16 protein-coding genes are annotated in these 16377 nt (G+C 66.5%); 6 read left to right on the top strand and 10 right to left on the bottom strand.

The genetic code is table 11. The features are described from left to right. Positions 1-8: 8 nt before the first annotated feature. From ASE30_RS04290 to ASE30_RS04260, 7 genes are all read right to left on the bottom strand, one after another. Positions 9-980 carry a dienelactone hydrolase gene (locus ASE30_RS04290; RefSeq protein ID WP_156407527.1) on the bottom strand — a complete coding sequence of 324 codons (972 nt, stop codon included), beginning with the start codon at positions 978-980 and terminating at the stop codon, positions 9-11. 247 nt (positions 981-1227) lie between these two features. Beyond that, positions 1228-2958, bottom strand: coding sequence for an ABC transporter substrate-binding protein (locus tag ASE30_RS04285; RefSeq protein ID WP_057282984.1), 1731 nt, complete (start codon positions 2956-2958; stop codon positions 1228-1230). 116 nt (positions 2959-3074) lie between these two features. Continuing rightward, entirely contained in the window at positions 3075-3383 is a 309-nt protein-coding gene (locus ASE30_RS04280) for a DUF2160 domain-containing protein (protein ID WP_057282983.1), read from the bottom strand. A 12-nt stretch (positions 3384-3395) separates the two neighbouring features. Next, positions 3396-4208 carry a carbohydrate ABC transporter permease gene (locus ASE30_RS04275; protein WP_057282982.1) on the bottom strand — a complete coding sequence of 271 codons (813 nt, stop codon included), beginning with the start codon at positions 4206-4208 and terminating at the stop codon, positions 3396-3398. After that, on the bottom strand, positions 4201-5091 hold the full coding sequence (locus tag ASE30_RS04270; protein WP_057282981.1) for a carbohydrate ABC transporter permease: 891 nt from the start codon (positions 5089-5091) through the stop codon (positions 4201-4203). Before ASE30_RS04270 ends, ASE30_RS04275 begins: the two co-directional genes overlap by 8 nt. Next, on the bottom strand, positions 5088-6176 hold the full coding sequence (locus ASE30_RS04265; RefSeq protein ID WP_057282980.1) for an ABC transporter ATP-binding protein: 1089 nt from the start codon (positions 6174-6176) through the stop codon (positions 5088-5090). The genes ASE30_RS04270 and ASE30_RS04265 overlap by 4 nt, the downstream gene beginning before the upstream one ends. Next, positions 6176-7261, bottom strand: coding sequence for an ABC transporter ATP-binding protein (locus ASE30_RS04260; RefSeq protein ID WP_057282979.1), 1086 nt, complete (start codon positions 7259-7261; stop codon positions 6176-6178). The genes ASE30_RS04265 and ASE30_RS04260 overlap by 1 nt, the downstream gene beginning before the upstream one ends. 209 nt (positions 7262-7470) lie before the next feature. Between ASE30_RS04260 and ASE30_RS04255 the strand changes: the two genes are divergently transcribed. Beyond that, positions 7471-8262, top strand: a complete 792-nt coding sequence (locus ASE30_RS04255) for a DeoR/GlpR family DNA-binding transcription regulator (protein WP_200964380.1) — start codon at positions 7471-7473, stop codon at positions 8260-8262. Positions 8263-8349: 87 nt separating this feature from the next. Next, positions 8350-9948, top strand: a complete 1599-nt coding sequence (locus tag ASE30_RS04250) for a glycerol-3-phosphate dehydrogenase/oxidase (RefSeq protein WP_057282977.1) — start codon at positions 8350-8352, stop codon at positions 9946-9948. A gap of 5 nt (positions 9949-9953) precedes the next feature. On the opposite strand, the gene ASE30_RS04245 is transcribed toward ASE30_RS04250, so the two are convergent. From ASE30_RS04245 to ASE30_RS04235, 3 genes are all read right to left on the bottom strand, one after another. Then, positions 9954-10553 (bottom strand): HD-GYP domain-containing protein, encoded by a 600-nt coding sequence (locus tag ASE30_RS04245; RefSeq protein WP_057282976.1) that lies wholly within the window; start codon positions 10551-10553, stop codon positions 9954-9956. 159 nt (positions 10554-10712) lie between these two features. After that, positions 10713-11396, bottom strand: a complete 684-nt coding sequence (locus tag ASE30_RS04240) for a type 1 glutamine amidotransferase domain-containing protein (RefSeq protein WP_057282975.1) — start codon at positions 11394-11396, stop codon at positions 10713-10715. Then, the gene (locus ASE30_RS04235) at positions 11393-12442 is read right to left on the bottom strand and encodes an NADP-dependent oxidoreductase (RefSeq protein WP_057282974.1); all 1050 of its coding nucleotides are present in this window, start codon (positions 12440-12442) and stop codon (positions 11393-11395) included. Before ASE30_RS04235 ends, ASE30_RS04240 begins: the two co-directional genes overlap by 4 nt. 162 nt (positions 12443-12604) lie before the next feature. Between ASE30_RS04235 and ASE30_RS04230 the strand changes: the two genes are divergently transcribed. The 4 genes from ASE30_RS04230 to ASE30_RS04215 are packed head-to-tail and all read left to right on the top strand — an operon-like array spanning position 12605 to position 16372. Beyond that, positions 12605-13330: a TetR/AcrR family transcriptional regulator gene (locus tag ASE30_RS04230; RefSeq protein WP_057282973.1), complete on the top strand. Its 726-nt coding sequence runs from the start codon at positions 12605-12607 to the stop codon at positions 13328-13330. Between the two features lie 2 nt (positions 13331-13332). Continuing rightward, entirely contained in the window at positions 13333-14286 is a 954-nt protein-coding gene (locus ASE30_RS04225) for an HlyD family secretion protein (RefSeq protein ID WP_057282972.1), read from the top strand. Beyond that, the gene (locus tag ASE30_RS04220) at positions 14283-15230 is read left to right on the top strand and encodes an ABC transporter ATP-binding protein (RefSeq protein WP_057282971.1); all 948 of its coding nucleotides are present in this window, start codon (positions 14283-14285) and stop codon (positions 15228-15230) included. The genes ASE30_RS04225 and ASE30_RS04220 overlap by 4 nt, the downstream gene beginning before the upstream one ends. Beyond that, entirely contained in the window at positions 15227-16372 is a 1146-nt protein-coding gene (locus ASE30_RS04215; protein ID WP_057282970.1) for an ABC transporter permease, read from the top strand. The genes ASE30_RS04220 and ASE30_RS04215 overlap by 4 nt, the downstream gene beginning before the upstream one ends. The last annotated feature ends 5 nt before the right edge of the window (positions 16373-16377 follow it).

The raw sequence follows: 16377 nt of genomic DNA, 5'->3' as shown, positions 1-16377 counted from the left end.
GGTCCGGCTCATTGCAGGCGCGCCTTGAAGTATTCCGCCGCGCGGGCGTTCAAGTCCCGATGCAACGCCAGCCGGTCCAGGCCGGCTTCATCGGTGCAGAGGGCCGGAAGCGCCTCGGCCTGCTCGGCCGAACACGGCGCCAGAAACGCAAAATGTCCGGCGCCCTGGGCCACCCGGTAATCGGGCGCCACGCCCAAGCCCTGGCGCACAGCATCCACGCTCGCTGGGCTGACCCCATCGCCGCCGCGCTCCGACGCCCATAGCTGAATGGGAATGGCGACGCCCTTCAGCGCGTCGCCCGGAAAGGCATTGAGCGGATCGGCGATGACGGCCGCCTGGATGCGCGCATCGTGCGGATACGGTTGCGCCGCCACTTTGCCCGCCGCGATGTCGCGGCACATCGGCAATGCCGGCGCATCCTGGCATATCGCCAGCCCCGCCCGAAAATCGGGCACGGCGCCGGCCAGCACCAGGCCGGTATAACCCCCGCGCGAAAAGCCGAAGAAACCGGCCTTGTCCGGAACCAGCGCCGACTTGCCCGGCCACGCGCCCGTCATGTAGTCGATCAGGCGGCGCATTTCCCTGGGACGGGTCGAGAAAATGGACAGATACCCCTGCCGCGACCGGTCCTGCGCGTTGTCGCCCACATGATTGATCGCGGCCACCACGAATCCGGCATCGGCGAGCGCCGCGGCGGTGTCGTGGTGGCTCAGGAAGGATCCGGCCGCCCCGTGCGACATGACGATCAGCGGATACCGGCCTTCGGTCATCTTGCAGTCCGGCGTGCCGGCGATGACGGCGCGGCCTATCCTGATTTCGCGTGCCGGGTCGGCGCAGGGATACCAGACCGCGCCCTGCAAGGCGGGGCCGTTCTGGTCCATGGGGAGGTTCAGGCGCTGGAAGCCGGCGGCGTGGGCCAGGCTGGCCGACAGCGCCATCGCGCAGGCGAGCAGGAATGAGAGCGGGAAGGTCAAGGTCATGCTTGGATGCAGAGAAAAATAGGAAGCCTGCCCGGGGGCCCCGGTCATGGCGGACACTGGCCATGCGCCCGGCCCTGGGGGCCTTGCGGCGCGGACGGGAGATTGTGACATGCGCGCGGGCGGAGACGGCGGCGCGCATACGGGAATGCGGGGAATGCGGAAATGCGGGAATGCGGGATCGCGGGAACGCGCGCCGCAAAAAAAACGCCACGCGTATCGCGTGGCGTGGCCCGCTTGGGGTGGCTCCTTACCTGACCTTCCCCTCCTTCCAGGCCGACAGCAGCTTTTCATAAGGGATCGTCTCGCCCTTGGGCTTTTCGTTGGCCAGCTTCTTCCACGGCGCATGCTGGTCCGACAGCCACTTGCTGGGCGCGCTCTTGGGATTCAGCTTGGGCGCGCACTGCGCCATGCCGGCGCGTTCGAGCCGCGCCATGACCTGGTCCATTTCATTGGCCAGGTTGTCCATCGCCGCTTGCGGGGTCTTCTCGCCGGTGACAGCCGTTGCCACGTTCTTCCACCACAGCTGCGCAAGCTTCGGATAATCCGGCACGTTGGTGCCGGTCGGCGTCCAGGCCACGCGCGCCGGGCTGCGGTAGAACTCGATCAGGCCGCCGTAGTTCGCCGCATTCTTGGTGAAGAACTCGCTGTTGATGTCGCTGTCGCGGATGAACGTCAGACCCGTGATGGACTTCTTGAGCGACACGGATTTGGACGTGACGAACTGCGCATACAACCAGGCCGCCGCCATCTTGTCGGGGTTGGTGGACTTGAAGAACGTCCAGGAACCCACGTCCTGGTAGCCGTTCTGCATGCCGTCCTTCCAGTACGGCCCGTAGGGCGACGGCGCCATGCGCCATTTCGGCGTACCGTCGTCATTCACGACCGGCAGGCCCTTCTTGGTCATGTCGGCGGTGAACGCCGTGTACCAGAAGATCTGCTGGGCGATCTGGCCTTGCGCGGGGACGGGGCCCGATTCCGAAAAGGTCATCCCCATGGCCTGCTGCGGGGCGTATTTCTTCATCCAGTCTATGTACTTGGTCAGCGCATAGACGGCGGCCGGGCTGTTGGTGGCGCCGCCGCGATCCACCGATGCGCCCACCGGCGTGCATTTGTCGTCGGCGACGCGGATGCCCCATTCGTCCACGGGCATGCCGTTGGGCAAGCCCTTGTCGGCCGCACCCGCCATCGACAGCCACGCGTCGGTGAAACGCCACCCCAGCGACGGATCCTTCTTGCCGTAGTCCATGTGGCCGTACACCTTCTTGCCGTCGATCTCCTTGACGTCGTTGGAGAAGAAGTCGGCGATGTCCTCATAGGCGGACCAATTGGTGGGAACGCCCAGCTCGTAGCCGTACTTGGCCTTGAATTTGTCTTTCAGGTCCTGCCGGGCGAACCAGTCGGCGCGGAACCAATAGACGTTGGCGAACTGCTGGTCGGGGAGCTGGTACAGCTTGCCGTCGGGCGCAGTGGTGAACTTGGTGCCGATGAAGTCTTTCAGATCCAGATTGGGATTGGTCCATTCCTTGCCGCCGCCGGCCATGTAGTCGGACAGCGGCAGGATGGCGCCGTAGCGGTAGTGCGTGCCGATCAGGTCGGAATCGGAAATCCAGCCGTCGTAGATGGATTTGCCGGACTGCATCGACGTCTGCAGTTTTTCGACGACGTCGCCTTCCTGGATCAGGTCGTGGTTGACCTTGATGCCGGTGATTTCGGCGAAGGCGCGGGCCAGCACCTTGGATTCGTACTCGTGCGTGGTGATGGTTTCGGACACCACGCTGACCTCGTTGATCCCCTTGGCTTTGAGTTTGGCCGCGGCGTCGATGAACCATTTCATCTCGGCCATCTGCTGGTCCTTGGACAGCGACGAAGGCTGGAACTCCGAATCGACCCACTTCTTCGCTTCCGGCTCGCCGGCCCATGCCCCTGACGTTCCGATCAGGGCGATAGCGGCCGCCATGGCGTGCATGCGCAATTTCATGACCTGTCTCCTCGATAAGTCTTCCCCTTATCGTGCTGCGGACCGCTGGCCGGGGAAGACGCTGGCCGATAGTCCTTCCAAACCGCCTGTAATCACGAAGGGTCTGCCGCCCCTCTTCAGCCTTTCTTCATGATGAACGCCAGCAGCAGCATGGACAGCACGAAGCTGATCCATACCGATGGCGGTTGCTCGAGCGAAAACCATTCCATCGCCTTCTGGCCGAATCCCAGGAACGCCAGGTTGAGCCATGCCGCGGCCATCAAGCCGATGAACAGCCTGTCGCCACGCGTGGTGGGCAATGGCAGAAAGCCTTTTCTTTCATGCGTGGGAGACTTCAACTCCCAGATCGTCATGCCGATCAGCATCAGCACGATGCAACTGAAAAACACGGCGACGGGGGTGGTCCATACCATCCAGCTGAACATGGGCGGTCCCTCCTAGACGCGGCCCATCGCGAAGCCTTTCGCGATGTAGTGGCGCACGAACCAGATGACGATGCCGCCGGGCACGATGGTCAGCACCCCCGCCGCCGCCAGCACGCCCCAGTCCATGCCCGACGCCGACACCGTGCGCGTCATGGTGGCGACGATGGGCTTGGCGTTCACCGATGTCAGCGTGCGCGCCAGCAGCAATTCCACCCAACTGAACATGAAGCAGAAAAACGCCGCCACCCCCACGCCCGACTTGATCAGCGGCAGGAAGATGGTCAGGAAGAAGCGCGGAAACGAATAGCCGTCGACGTAGGCGGTCTCGTCGATTTCGCGCGGCACGCCCGACATGAAGCCTTCAAGAATCCACACGGCCAGCGGCACGTTGAACACCAGGTGCGCCAGCGCCACGGCCAGGTGCGTGTCCATCAGCCCGAATGAACTGTATAGCTGGAAGAAAGGCAGCAGGAACACCGCGGGCGGCGTCATCCGGTTGGTCAACAGCCAGAAGAACACATGCTTGTCGCCGATGAAGCGGTAGCGCGAAAACGCGTAGGCGGCCGGCAGCGCCACGGCCAGCGACACCACCGTGTTGATGACGACGTAGATCAGCGAGTTGATATAGCCGGAGTACCAGGCCGGATCGGTGAAGATCGTGCGGTAGTGCTCCAAGGTGAAGTCGCGCGGCCACAGCGTCAGCGTGCTGACGATCTCGGTGTTCGTCTTGAACGACATGTTCAGCATCCAGTACAGCGGCAGGATCGCGAACAACAGGTACACGGTCAGGAAGATGCCGCGCCACCACGCCTTGTTCTCACGCATTTGCACGCTCCTCGTCGACGCCGCCGGTCGTGCCAGCGCGCTGCATCCAGTTGTAGAGGATGAAGCACAAGAGCAGGATGATCAGGAAGTAGATGATGGAAAACGCCGCCGCCGGCCCCAGGTCGAACTGTCCCACCGCCTTCTGCGTCAGGTACTGGGAAAGAAAGGTGGTGGCGTTGCCAGGCCCGCCGCCCGTCAGCACGAAGGGCTCGGTGTAGATCATGAAGCTGTCCATGAAGCGCAGCAGCACCGCGATCATCAGCACGCCGCGCATCTTGGGCAACTGGATGTAGCGGAACACGGCGAAGCGCGATGCGCCGTCGATGCGGGCGGCCTGATAGTAGGCGTCGGGAATCGCCCGCAAGCCCGCGTAGCACAGCAGCGCGACCAGCGGCGTCCAATGCCACACGTCCATGATCAGCACGGTCACCCAGGCGTCGAAGTCGTTGCCCGTGTAGTTGTAGTCCACGCCCAGCCATGACAGCGTGGCGCCCAGCAGGCCGATATCCGTGCGGCCGAACACCTGCCAGATCGTGCCCACGACGTTCCACGGGATCAGCAGCGACAGCGCGATGATCACCAGCACGGCCGATGCCCGCCAGCCGCTGGCGGGCATCGACAGGGCCAGCAGGATGCCCAGCGGAATCTGGATGGCCAGCACCGCGAACGAGAATCCGATCTGGCGGAACAAGGCGCCATGCAATTCTTCGTCCTGCAGCACGGCGGCAAACCACTCCGTGCCGACGAAGACGCGGCGATCGGGCGAAATGATGTCCTGCACCGAATAGTTGACGATGGTCATGAGCGGCAGGATGGCCGAGAACGCCACGCACAGCACGACGGGCAAGACCAGGAACCAGGCCCGGTGGTCTACGGGTTTCATCGGATCAGCTCCTCGTCGCGGTAGAAGCAGGTATGCGGATTCAGGACGGACAGCCACACCGTGCCGCCGGCCGCCGTGGGGACGGCACTGCTGCCCAGCCGCGCGCGCACCGGCGTGCCTTCGAAGTCGGCCACCAGCAGCGTATAGGTGCCCACGTCCTGCACGCGGTCCACGCGCATGGGCACGGCCCCCGGCGCGCCGGGCTCGGTCACGCGCAGGTATTCGGGGCGCACCCCCAGCTTGACCGGACCGGCCTCGGCCAGCTTCGCGGCCATGGGCGCCGGCACGCCCTGGACGCGGGTCTGCCCCACCGACAACGCCCCCTCGCCCCACTGCGCGGGCAGGAAGTTCATGCCGGGCGAACCGATGAAGTGGCCCACGAAGGTGTGCGCGGGGCGCTCGAACAGGTCATCCGCGCTGCCCACCTGAACGGCCCGCCCCTGCGCCATGACCATGACCTGATCGGCGAAGGTCAGCGCCTCGGTCTGGTCGTGCGTCACGTAGATGAGCGTCAGCTTGAACTCGTGGTGGATCTCTTTGAGCTTGCGCCGCAGTTCCCATTTGAGCTGCGGATCGATCACCGTGAGCGGCTCGTCGAACAGAATGGCGGAGACGTCGCTGCGCACGAGCCCGCGGCCCAGCGAGATCTTCTGCTTGGCGTCGGCCGTCAGGCCGCTGGCGCGCCGGTCCAGCACGGCGGACATCTCCAGCATCTCGGCGATGCGGCCCACGCGCTCGCGGATGCGGTCGGGCGGAACGCCGCGGTTGCGCAGCGGAAAGGCCAGGTTGTCGGCCACCGTCATGGTGTCGTAGACCACCGGAAACTGGAACACCTGCGCGATATTGCGCGCCTGCGGCGTCTTGCCGGTGACGTCCTGGCCGTCGAACAGGATGCGGCCGTGCGAGGGGCGCAGCAGGCCCGACACGCAATTGAGCAGCGTGGTCTTGCCGCAGCCCGACGGCCCCAGCAAGGCATAGGCGCCGCCGTCGCGGAAGGTGAACCTGAGCGGCAGCAGCGCGTAGTCCTCATCGCGCTTCGGATCGGCCACATAGGAATGGGACAGGTCCAGCTCGATCTGCGCCATCAGGCCACCTCCCCGGCGCCCTGGGGCTGCCGCGGCGCGGCCAGCAGCGCGCCATCGGCGCCAAAGGCGTAGGTCTGCGCGGGGTCGAAATAAAGCTGCACGCGCTGGTCCAGGGTGTAGCGGTGCACGCCCGGCAACTGCGCCACCACGTCGCCCGCGGCCGTGGCCGCGTGCACGAAGGTATCCGACCCCGAAATCTCGGCCAGCTTGACCACGCCCGGCAGGCCGATATGCCCGGGGCGCGGCTCTACGTCCAGCGCGCCCGCCCGCAGCCCGGCCGTGATGTCCGCGTCCGCGCCAGCCGGGAGCGCGCGCTCCACGGCGATATCGCCTTGCAGCACGAATCCGGACTGCGTGCGGCGGGCGGCATACAGGTTCATGGGCGGATCGCTGAAGGCGCGCGCCACCCGAATGGAATTGGGCCGGTGAAAGACCTGGGCCGTGGGGCCGTATTGCAGCAGTTCGCCCGCGTCCAGCACGGCGGTATGGCCGCCCAGCAACAGGGCCTCGCCCGGTTCGGTGGTGGCGTAGACGACGGTCGAGCGGCCCTCGGCGAACAGCTCGGACAGTTCATCGCGCAATTCCTCGCGCAGCTTGTAGTCCAGGTTCACCAGGGGTTCGTCCAGCAGTATCAGCGGCGCATCCTTGACCAGCGCGCGGGCCAGGGCCACCCGCTGCTGCTGCCCGCCGGACAGTTCCGACGGATAGCGCTGCAGCAGATGGTCGATGTGCAGCCGCGCCGCCATGGCCTGGACTTTTGCGCCGACATCGGCCGCGCCGCGCAGCTTCAAGGGCGACGCGATGTTGTCGTAGACCGTCATGGACGGATAGTTGATGAACTGCTGGTACACCATCGCGACATTGCGCTGGCGGACCGGCACGCCGGTGACATCGGCGCCGTCGGCCAGCACGCGGCCCTCGGTGGGCCGGTCCAGCCCGGCCATGATGCGCATCAGCGAGGTTTTGCCGGCCAGGGTGGCCCCCAGCAGCACGGTCATGGCGCCCGGAACCGGGGCCAGGCTCATCGGATACAGGTGCGTTTGCGAGCCGGCGCGCAAACCTATCCTGTCCAGGTTCAGCTGCATCTAGTCTCCTCTACCTACTAATACGTCCCTGTTTTTTCTACGGACTTCGGTATTCGGTACAGCGTCCCGACCTGCGCTCATGCGGGCAACACGATGAGCATACTCTTTCAGATGGCTTTCGTTTTTTGTGCGTTTTACTGAAGAAGCGAACAAAAAACAATCTTGCAGTGCGTCATTATTTTTCGCTTTTGTTGTTTTATGATGCGGACATGACACTGAATCCTCGCCAGAGCGCCTTGATCGAAATGGTGCGGGCCCAAGGCTCCGCTTCGATCGAAGAGCTTGCCAAACATTTCGACGTCACGCTGCAGACCGTGCGGCGCGACGTCAACATCCTTTCGGAAGCCGGCTTGCTGTCGCGCTTCCATGGGGGTGTGCGCATCGAAGCGTCCACCATCGAGAACATCGCCTACCGCAAGCGCCAGGGGCTGCATGCCGCCGGCAAGCAACGCATCGCCGAGGCCGTGGCCCGCGCCGTGCCGGACGGCTGTTCGCTGATCCTGAACATCGGCACCACCACCGAGGCCATCGCGCGCGCGCTGTTGCGCCATCGCGGCCTGCGCGTCATCACGAACAACCTGCACGTGGCGGACATCCTGTCGGACAACCCGGACTGTGAGGTCATCGTGGCCGGCGGCGTGGTGCGCTCGCGCGACCGCGGCATCGTCGGCGAAGCCACCATGGACTTCATCCGCCAATTCAAGGTGGATATCGGCCTGATCGGCATTTCCGGCATCGAGGCCGACGGCACGCTGCGCGACTACGACTTCCGCGAGGTGCGTGTGGCCCGGACCATCATCGAACAGTCGCGCGAGGTCTGGCTGGCGGCCGACAGCAGCAAGTTCAAGCGCCAGGCCATGGTGGAACTGGCGCATATCTCGCAGATTGACCGGTTTTTCACCGACGCGCATCCGCAGGAACCGCTGGCCCAGGTACTGCTCGATTCCGGCGTGCGCTGCGACGTCGCGGCAGCGCCGCATCCCCCAAAACCCACGCCCTGACCGAAGCGCCGGACCGGCCCCGAGCCCCGTCCGGCATGCCGTCACGACATCCGAAAGCTACCTCGCGGCGCCGCCGCCACCAACGACATGAACCAACCGCTAGCCTCCGTCACCCCGCCCGACCGCAACCGCCTGCTGAACACGCTGGACAACACGCATTCCTGGGACGTCATCGTCATCGGCGGCGGCGCGACCGGCCTGGGCACCGCCGTGGATGCCGCCTCGCGCGGCTACCGGACGCTGCTGATCGAAGGCGCGGACTTCGCCAAGGGCACGTCCAGCAAGGCCACCAAGCTGGTCCACGGCGGCGTGCGCTATCTGGCGCAAGGCAACGTGAGCCTGGTGCGAGAGGCGCTGCATGAACGCGGCCTGCTCAACCGCAACGCGCCGCATCTGGTGTGGCCGCTGGGCTTCGTGGTGCCCGCCTACAACATGCTGGACCAGCCCTTCTACGGCGTCGGCCTGAAAATGTACGACATGCTGGCGGGCAAGCTGAACCTGGCCCCCAGCCGCTGGCTGTCGCGCCGCGAAACGCTGGCCAACGCGCCCACCCTGTCGGAAAGCGTGAACGGCCGCAGTCTCAAGGGCGGCGTGCTGTACTACGACGGCCAGTTCGACGACGCGCGCCTGGCCATGAGCCTGATGCGCACGCTGTTCGACCTGGGCGGCACGGCGGTGAACTATGTGCGCGCCACCGGCCTGACGTCCACGGGCGGCAAGGTGGACGGCGTGACCGCGCAGGACGTGATCGGCGGCGCGAGTTTCACGCTGCGGGCGCGCTGCGTCGTCAACGCCACGGGCGTGTGGGTGGACGCCGTACGCCGCATGGAAGACAAGAATGCGCAGACCATGGTGGCGCCCAGCCAGGGCGTGCACCTTACCTTGCCGCACGACTTCCTGCCGGGCAAGCGCGCCATCCTGATTCCCAAGACCGACGACGGCCGCGTGCTGTTCGTGGTGCCATGGAACGGCCACACCATCGTGGGCACCACCGACACGCCGCGCGACAACCTGCCGCTGGATCCGGAAGCCGGCGCGCAGGACGTGGACTTCATCCTGAGCACCGCGGCGCGCTATCTCAGCCGCAAGCCCACGCGCGACGACGTCACCAGCGTCTGGGCGGGCTTGCGCCCGCTGGTCAAGGCCACGGGCGAAGCGTCCACCAAGAAGCTGTCGCGCGAACACACGATCCTGGTGTCTAAGGCCGGCCTGGTGACGGTGACGGGCGGCAAATGGACGACCTACCGCCGCATGGCGCAGGACGTGGTGGACACCGCGATCCAGCACCAGTTGCTGACGCAGGCCTCTTGCCGCACCGAATCGCTGCCGTTGCACGGCGCCGCGGGGCTGGCGCCGTCGCAAGAGCACGCCGGCACGCCGGACAGCTATTACGGCAGCGATCTCGCCGCGCTGAAGGCCCTGCCGGGCGCGGACCGCATGCTGATCAAGGCCAGCGGCCTGTCGGAAGCGCATGTGCGTTTCGCGGCACGCTTCGAACTGGCCCGCAGCGCCGAAGACGTGCTGGCGCGCCGCAACCGCGCACTGTTCCTGGACGCGGAGGCCGCCATGCTGGCCGCCCCGGAAGTGGCGCGCATCCTGGCCGAAGAGTTGGGCCATGACGCAGCCTGGCAACAGCGCACCTTGCACGACCTGGCCGTCGTCGCGGCGAACTACCGCCTTAAATAGCGTTCCTACGGCACGCGCAACGGGCTGTCCCCGATCATCTTTTCAAATACGCGCAGAAGATCGGGATCGAATTTCGATCCCGCTTCCCGGTTCAGGATGGCCATGATCTGCGCATGCGTGCGCGCCGGGTGATAGGGCCGCGCATCGCCCAGGGCATCGTAGGAATCCGCCAGCGACACGATGCGCGAATGCAGCCCGATGCCATGCCCGGACTGGCCCGCCGGATAGCCCGAGCCGTCGAAGTGTTCGTGATGGTGGCGTACCGTCAGCGCGATCAGCTCGCGTCGCGGCATGTCGGTTTGCAGGATGATGTCGGCGCCGACCGCCGCGTGCGCCTTCATGATTTCCCAATCGTCCTTGTTCAGGCGCTTGGGGGAATGCAGCACGCGGTCGGGTGTACCGATCTTGCCCACGTCGTGCAGCCTTGCGGCAATGGCGACTACATCCTGCTCATCTTGCGGCAAGCCACAGGCCCGGGCCAATGCAACGCTCAGCGCGGCGACTCTGGCGCAATGCCGGCCGGTGGCCGGGTCTCGCGCCTGCATGGCGGCGAACAGCGCCGCCTCGCAGGAATTTTCGGGGAATACGGGTACGTCGGAAGGCATCGGGAAAAGCGCGCGCGGTGGCGGCGCAACGGCGCGCGGGTGTCGGAAAGGCGGGATTCTGACACACGGCCAGACGGTCCGCCGGCTCGGCCCGAATCCCGGGCGGCGCGGAACCTGGCGCGGCGGACGCCCTGCCCGCCCGGCGCCGATTTCAAGCGATCATCGGTCCTTCAGCCGCGCCAGCAGCGCTTCGGCCACCCCGACGGACGAAGCCGGATTCTGCCCCGTGATCAGCAGTCCGTCGCTGACCACGTGCGGCTGCCAGTCCGGACCGCTGCTGTACAGGCCGCCCAATTTCTTGAGCTCGTCCTCGACCAAAAACGGCACCACGTCGGTCAATTGCACGGCGGCCTCTTCCGCGTTGGAGAATCCCGTGACCTGTCTGCCCTGCACCAGCGGCTTGCCATCGGCGGTCTTGGCGTGGCGCAGGACGCCGGGCGCATGGCACACGGCCGACACCGGCTTGCCCGCCGCCAGCATGGTCTCGATCAGCGAGGCGGACTTGGCATCCTCCGCCAGGTCCCACAGCGGTCCGTGCCCTCCCGGGTAGAACACCGCGTCATAATCGGCCGCCTGCACATCGGCCAGCAGGCGCGTGGAAGCCAGCAGGCGCTGCGCCTCCGTGTCCTGCCGGAAGCGGCGCGTGGCGTCGGTCTGCGCGTCCGGGTCATCGCTCTTGGGGTCCAGCGGCGGCTGCCCGCCATGGGGTGAAGCCAGCGTCACCTTGGCGCCCGCGTCGGCGAACGCGTAGTACGGCGCCGCGAACTCCTCGAGCCAGAAACCCGTCTTGCGGCCCGTGTTGCCCAGCGTGTCGTGGGAAGTCAGTACGATCAGGATATTCATGTTGCGCTCCGTTCGTCAGGACCGACCCGCACGATGCGTTTGCCGGCGTTTTCGCCCTTCAGCAGCCCGATCAGCCCGCGCGGGGCGTTTTCCAGGCCGTCGACCACGTCTTCCCGGTACTTGATGCGGCCTGCCTTGATCAGGCCTTCCATCGCTTCGCGGAACTCTCCATAACGGTGCGCGTATTCGTTGAAGATGATGAACCCCTGCATCTTGAGCCGCTTGGTCAGGATGGTGCGCATCAGCAATGCCAGGCGGTCCGGCCCCTCGGGCTGGCTGGTGGCGTTATAAGCCGAGATCAAGCCGCAGACCGGCACGCGGGCGCGCGCGTTCAGCAGCGGCAGCACCGCGTCGAAGACGGCGCCGCCCACGTTCTCGAAGTACACGTCGATGCCTTGCGGGGCCGCGCGGGCAAGACGCCCGGGCAGGTCCGGCGCCTTATGGTCCAGGCAATCGTCGAAGCCCAGTTCATCGACCACATAGCGGCATTTGTCCGCGCCGCCCGCGATGCCCACGACCTTGCAGCCGTGGATCTTGGCGATCTGGCCCACCACCGCGCCCACCGCGCCGCTGGCGGCGGCCACCACCACGGTCTCGCCGGCCTTGGGCTGCCCGATATCCAGCAGGCCCATGTAAGCGGTGAAGCCCGGCATGCCCAGCACGCCCAGAGAATACGAAGGGTTCTGGGGATGAGCGCCCAGGCGCAGCAGGCCGGCGCCGTCGGACACGGCGTAGTCCTGCCAGCCGGACTGCGCCAGCACCCATTCGCCCGGCTGGTACTGGGGATGATTGGACGCCACGACCCGCGTGACGGTGCCGCCCACCATGGGCTCGCCGATCTGCACCGGTTCCGCATAGGACGGGGCATCGCTCATGCGGCCGCGCATATAGGGATCGAGCGACAGATACACGGTGCGCAGCAGCACCTGGCCGGGGCCGGGCTGCGGCACCTCGCTCGTTTCCAGACGGAAATCGCTGTCGGCGGGCTCTCCACGCGGGCGCGCGGCCAGCACGATTCGGCGGTTGATCAAAGACGATTGCGGCATGACGTCCAGCCTCCTGGGAAGCCGCCCGGGCCTGCTCCGGCATGATCCGGGTGGCGGTGTGGGGAATCAGTCCATTACACCATCGATGCCCCGCCGCCCAGTTTGTAACCCTGATGGCCGCCCCCCTTTTAATTAATTAAGTCCTTAATTAGAATCGACGCCATGTGTCCCGTCCCGCCTCCCCCTTCCCGCCGTCCAGGCCGTCCGCCGCGGCCCGACAACGCAGCCGCACGCGCCAGGCTGCTGGATCTGGCCACCGGCATGTTCGCCGCGCAGGGCGTGGCGGCCACCACCATTGCCCACATCGCGCAGCGCGCCGGCGTCACGCCGGCCATGCTGCATTACTACTTCAAGAGCCGCGACCAGTTGATCGACGCCGTCGTGCTCGAACGCATCGTGCCCGTCATCGGCTTTGTCTGGGCGCCGGTGCCGCTCACGGCCGAGCCGGAACCCGATCCCGATCCCGCCGCCGCCGCGCGCCGCTTCGTCACGGAAATCGTGAACCGGCTGGTGCAAAGCGCCACCGATAAGCCCTGGCTGCCTTCGCTATGGATGCATGAAGTGGTCAACGAAGGCGGCCAGTTGCGCGAACGCGTGCTGCGCCATCTGCCTTCGGACCGGCTGCAGGCGTTCGCCGGCCAGATCGCGGAATGCCAGCGCCACGGCGCCATCACGGCGGGCGTCGAACCGCGCCTGGTGTTTCTGTCCATCTTGGGCCTGACCTTGCTGCCGCTGGCCACTTCCAACCTGTGGCGCCGCATCTGGCAGGGGGATCCCGTGGCGCAGTCCATCGGCAACGAGGCGATCGCCGCCCACGCCATCGCCATGCTGACGGGCGGCCTGTTCGCGCCGCCCGGCCCGCCCAGTCCATCGCCTTCAGGACGCTGATCATGCGCACCCTACCTTCCCTGTCCGCCGCTGCCCTGATCCTTCTGCTGGCCGCCTGCGGCAATAACGAGCCGGTTTTCTACCAGGGCTATGTAGAGGGCGATTACGTCTACGTCGCCTCGTCCGAGGCGGGCCGCCTGGACGCGCTGGCCGTGCGTCGCGGCCAGCAGGTTGGCGCCGACGCCCCCTTGTACGCGCTGGAAGCCACCCGCGAGACCGCGGCGCGCGACCAGGCCAGCGCGGAGCTCGCGGCGGCCAGCGCCCAACTGGAAGACATCGCCACCGGCAAGCGCCCGCCCGAAGTCGACGTCAGCCGCGCCCAGCTTGCGCAGGCGGAAGCCGCCAGCCGCCGTTCGGCCGCGCAACTGCAGCGCGACAACGCGCAATTCCGCATCGGCGGCATCGCGCGATCCCAGCTTGACGACAGCCGCGAGCAGGCGCAATCGGACGCGGCGCGCGTGCGCGAACTGAAGGCCCAACTGGAAGTGACTCGGCTTCCCGGCCGCGACGAGCAGCGGCGCGCGCAGGCCGCCCAGGTGGAGGCCGCGCGCGCAGCGCTCGCGCAGGCGGAATGGACGCTGGCGCAGAAGCGGCTGGCGGCGCCCGCCGCGGGACGGGTGTTCGACACTATGTACCGCGAAGGCGAATGGGTGCCGGCGGGCAGCCCGGTCGTCAGCCTGCTGCCGCCGGGCAACATCAAGGTGCGCTTCTTCGTGCCCGAAACCGTGGTGGGATCGCTGAAGGCGGGGCAGCAGGCCAGCCTGCGCTGCGACGGCTGCGGCGATCCGATAGCGGTCCGCATCGATTTCGTGTCCGACCAGGCCGAATACACGCCGCCGGTCATCTACAGCCGCGAGAACCGCAGCAAGCTGGTCTTCATGGTGGAGGCCCGGCCCGCGCCCGACGCCGCGGCGCGCCTGCATCCCGGCCAGCCGGTAGAGGTCACGCTGCAATGAGCGCGCCCGCCGACGGCAGCCTGGTCATCGACGTCCAGGGTCTGAACAAGCATTTCGGCGACAAGCACGTCGTCAACGATGTGTCGCTGCAGGTGCGCGAAGGCGAGATCTTCGGCTTCCTGGGGCCCAACGGCAGCGGCAAGACCACCTGCATCCGCCTGATGTGCGGCCTGCTGACGCCCGATTCGGGCAGCGGCACCTGCCTGGGCTACGACATCGTCCGCGACAGCGCCCAGATCAAGCGGCACGTGGGCTACATGACGCAGAAATTCTCTTACTGGGACGACCTGACCATCCGCGAGAACCTGGACTTCGTCGCCCGCATGTACGGCATGCCGCAGCGCGCGCAGACCGTGGACCGCGCCCTGGAAGACCTGGGGCTGCAGAGCCGGGCCGGGCAGTTGACGGGTTCGCTGTCGGGCGGCTGGAAGCAGCGGCTGGCCCTGGCGGCCTGCCTGCTGCATCAGCCGCGCCTGCTGCTGCTGGACGAGCCCACCGCCGGCGTGGACCCCACGGCGCGGCGGGACTTCTGGGAGCAGTTGCACGAACTGGCCGCGCGCGGCATTTCGGTGCTGGTCAGCACGCACTACATGGACGAGGCCGAACGCTGCCACAAGCTGGCCTATATCTCCTACGGCAGGCTGCTGACGCAGGGCACGGCCGACGAGGTGATCGCCGAACAGCATCTGACCACCTGGGCCATCCACGGCCACAACCTGGTGCCGCTGGGCCAGCGCCTGCGCGGCGCGCCGGGCGTGGACCAGACCGTGGCGTTCGGTTCCGCGCTGCACATCAGCGGACAGGACGCCGCGCTGCTCGAACGCACGCTCAAAAGCGCGATCGAAGGCCAGGACCTGCGACTGGAACGCATCGACACCAGCCTGGAAGACGTCTTCATCTACCTGATGAACCGGTCCACCGACAACTTCGCGGGCAAGCCATGATTTCCCGTCTGGAAGGCTTTTCCTGGTCGCGCTGGTGGAGCATGGTCTTGAAGGAGTTCCTGCAGCTTCGCCGCGACCGCGTCACCTTCGGCATGATCGTGGGCCTGCCCATCATGCAGCTCGCGCTGTTCGGCTACGCCATCAACACCGATCCCAAGCAGATGCCCACCGCCGTCATCGCGGCGGACCACAGCCCCTTCACGCGCAGCTTCATCGCGGCGATGAAGTCGTCGGACTACTTTCACATCACCGAGGAACTGGACAACGAGGAAGCCGGGCGCGCGGCGCTGGCCCAGGGCCGGGTGCTGTTCGTGGTGACGATACCGCCGGACTTCACGCGCCGGCTGCTGCGCGGCGAACGCCCGGCGCTGCTGATCGAGGCCGACGCCACCGATCCCATGGCGACCGGCATGGCCATTGGCGCGGCCACGCAACTGACCCAGGCCGTGGCGCAAAAGGACCTGACCGGCCCGCTGGCGGGCCTGGCGGGCGGCCAGCCGCCCTTCGACGTGCGCGTGCACCAGCTCTACAACGAAGAGCAGATCTCGCAATACAACACCGTGCCGGGGCTGATGGGCGTGATCCTGACGATGACGCTGGTGATGATGACCGGGCTGGCCATGACGCGCGAGCGCGAACGGGGCACGATGGAAAACCTGCTGGCGATGCCGGTGCGGCCGATCGAGGTGATGACGGGCAAGATCGTGCCGTACATTGCCATCGGCCTGATCCAGGCGACCATCATCCTGCTGGCCGCGCACTACGTGTTCCATGTGCCCCTCATGGGCAGCCTGCTGTCCGTCTATCTGGCCGCGCTGCTGTTCGTGGCCGCCAACCTGACGGTGGGCATCACGCTGTCGTCGCTGGCGCAGAACCAGTTGCAGGCCATGCAGCTGACCATGTTCTATTTCCTGCCCAACATGCTGCTGTCGGGCTTCATGTTTCCGTTCCAGGGCATGCCGATGTGGGCGCAGTACCTGGGCAACCTGCTGCCGCTCACGCATTTCAACCGGCTGATCCGCGGCATTCTGCTCAAGGGCAACGGCTGGTGGGACCTGTGGCCCAGCATCTGGCCCCTGCTGCTGTTCACCGCGGTCGTCATGACCGCCGCCGTGAAGTTCTACCGCCGCACCCTGGATTGACCCGC

Origin of the sequence: Achromobacter sp. Root83, assembly GCF_001428845.1 — a bacterium.
Classification (GTDB): domain Bacteria; phylum Pseudomonadota; class Gammaproteobacteria; order Burkholderiales; family Burkholderiaceae_B; genus Achromobacter.
This window is presented reverse-complemented; position numbering and strand designations above follow the sequence as displayed.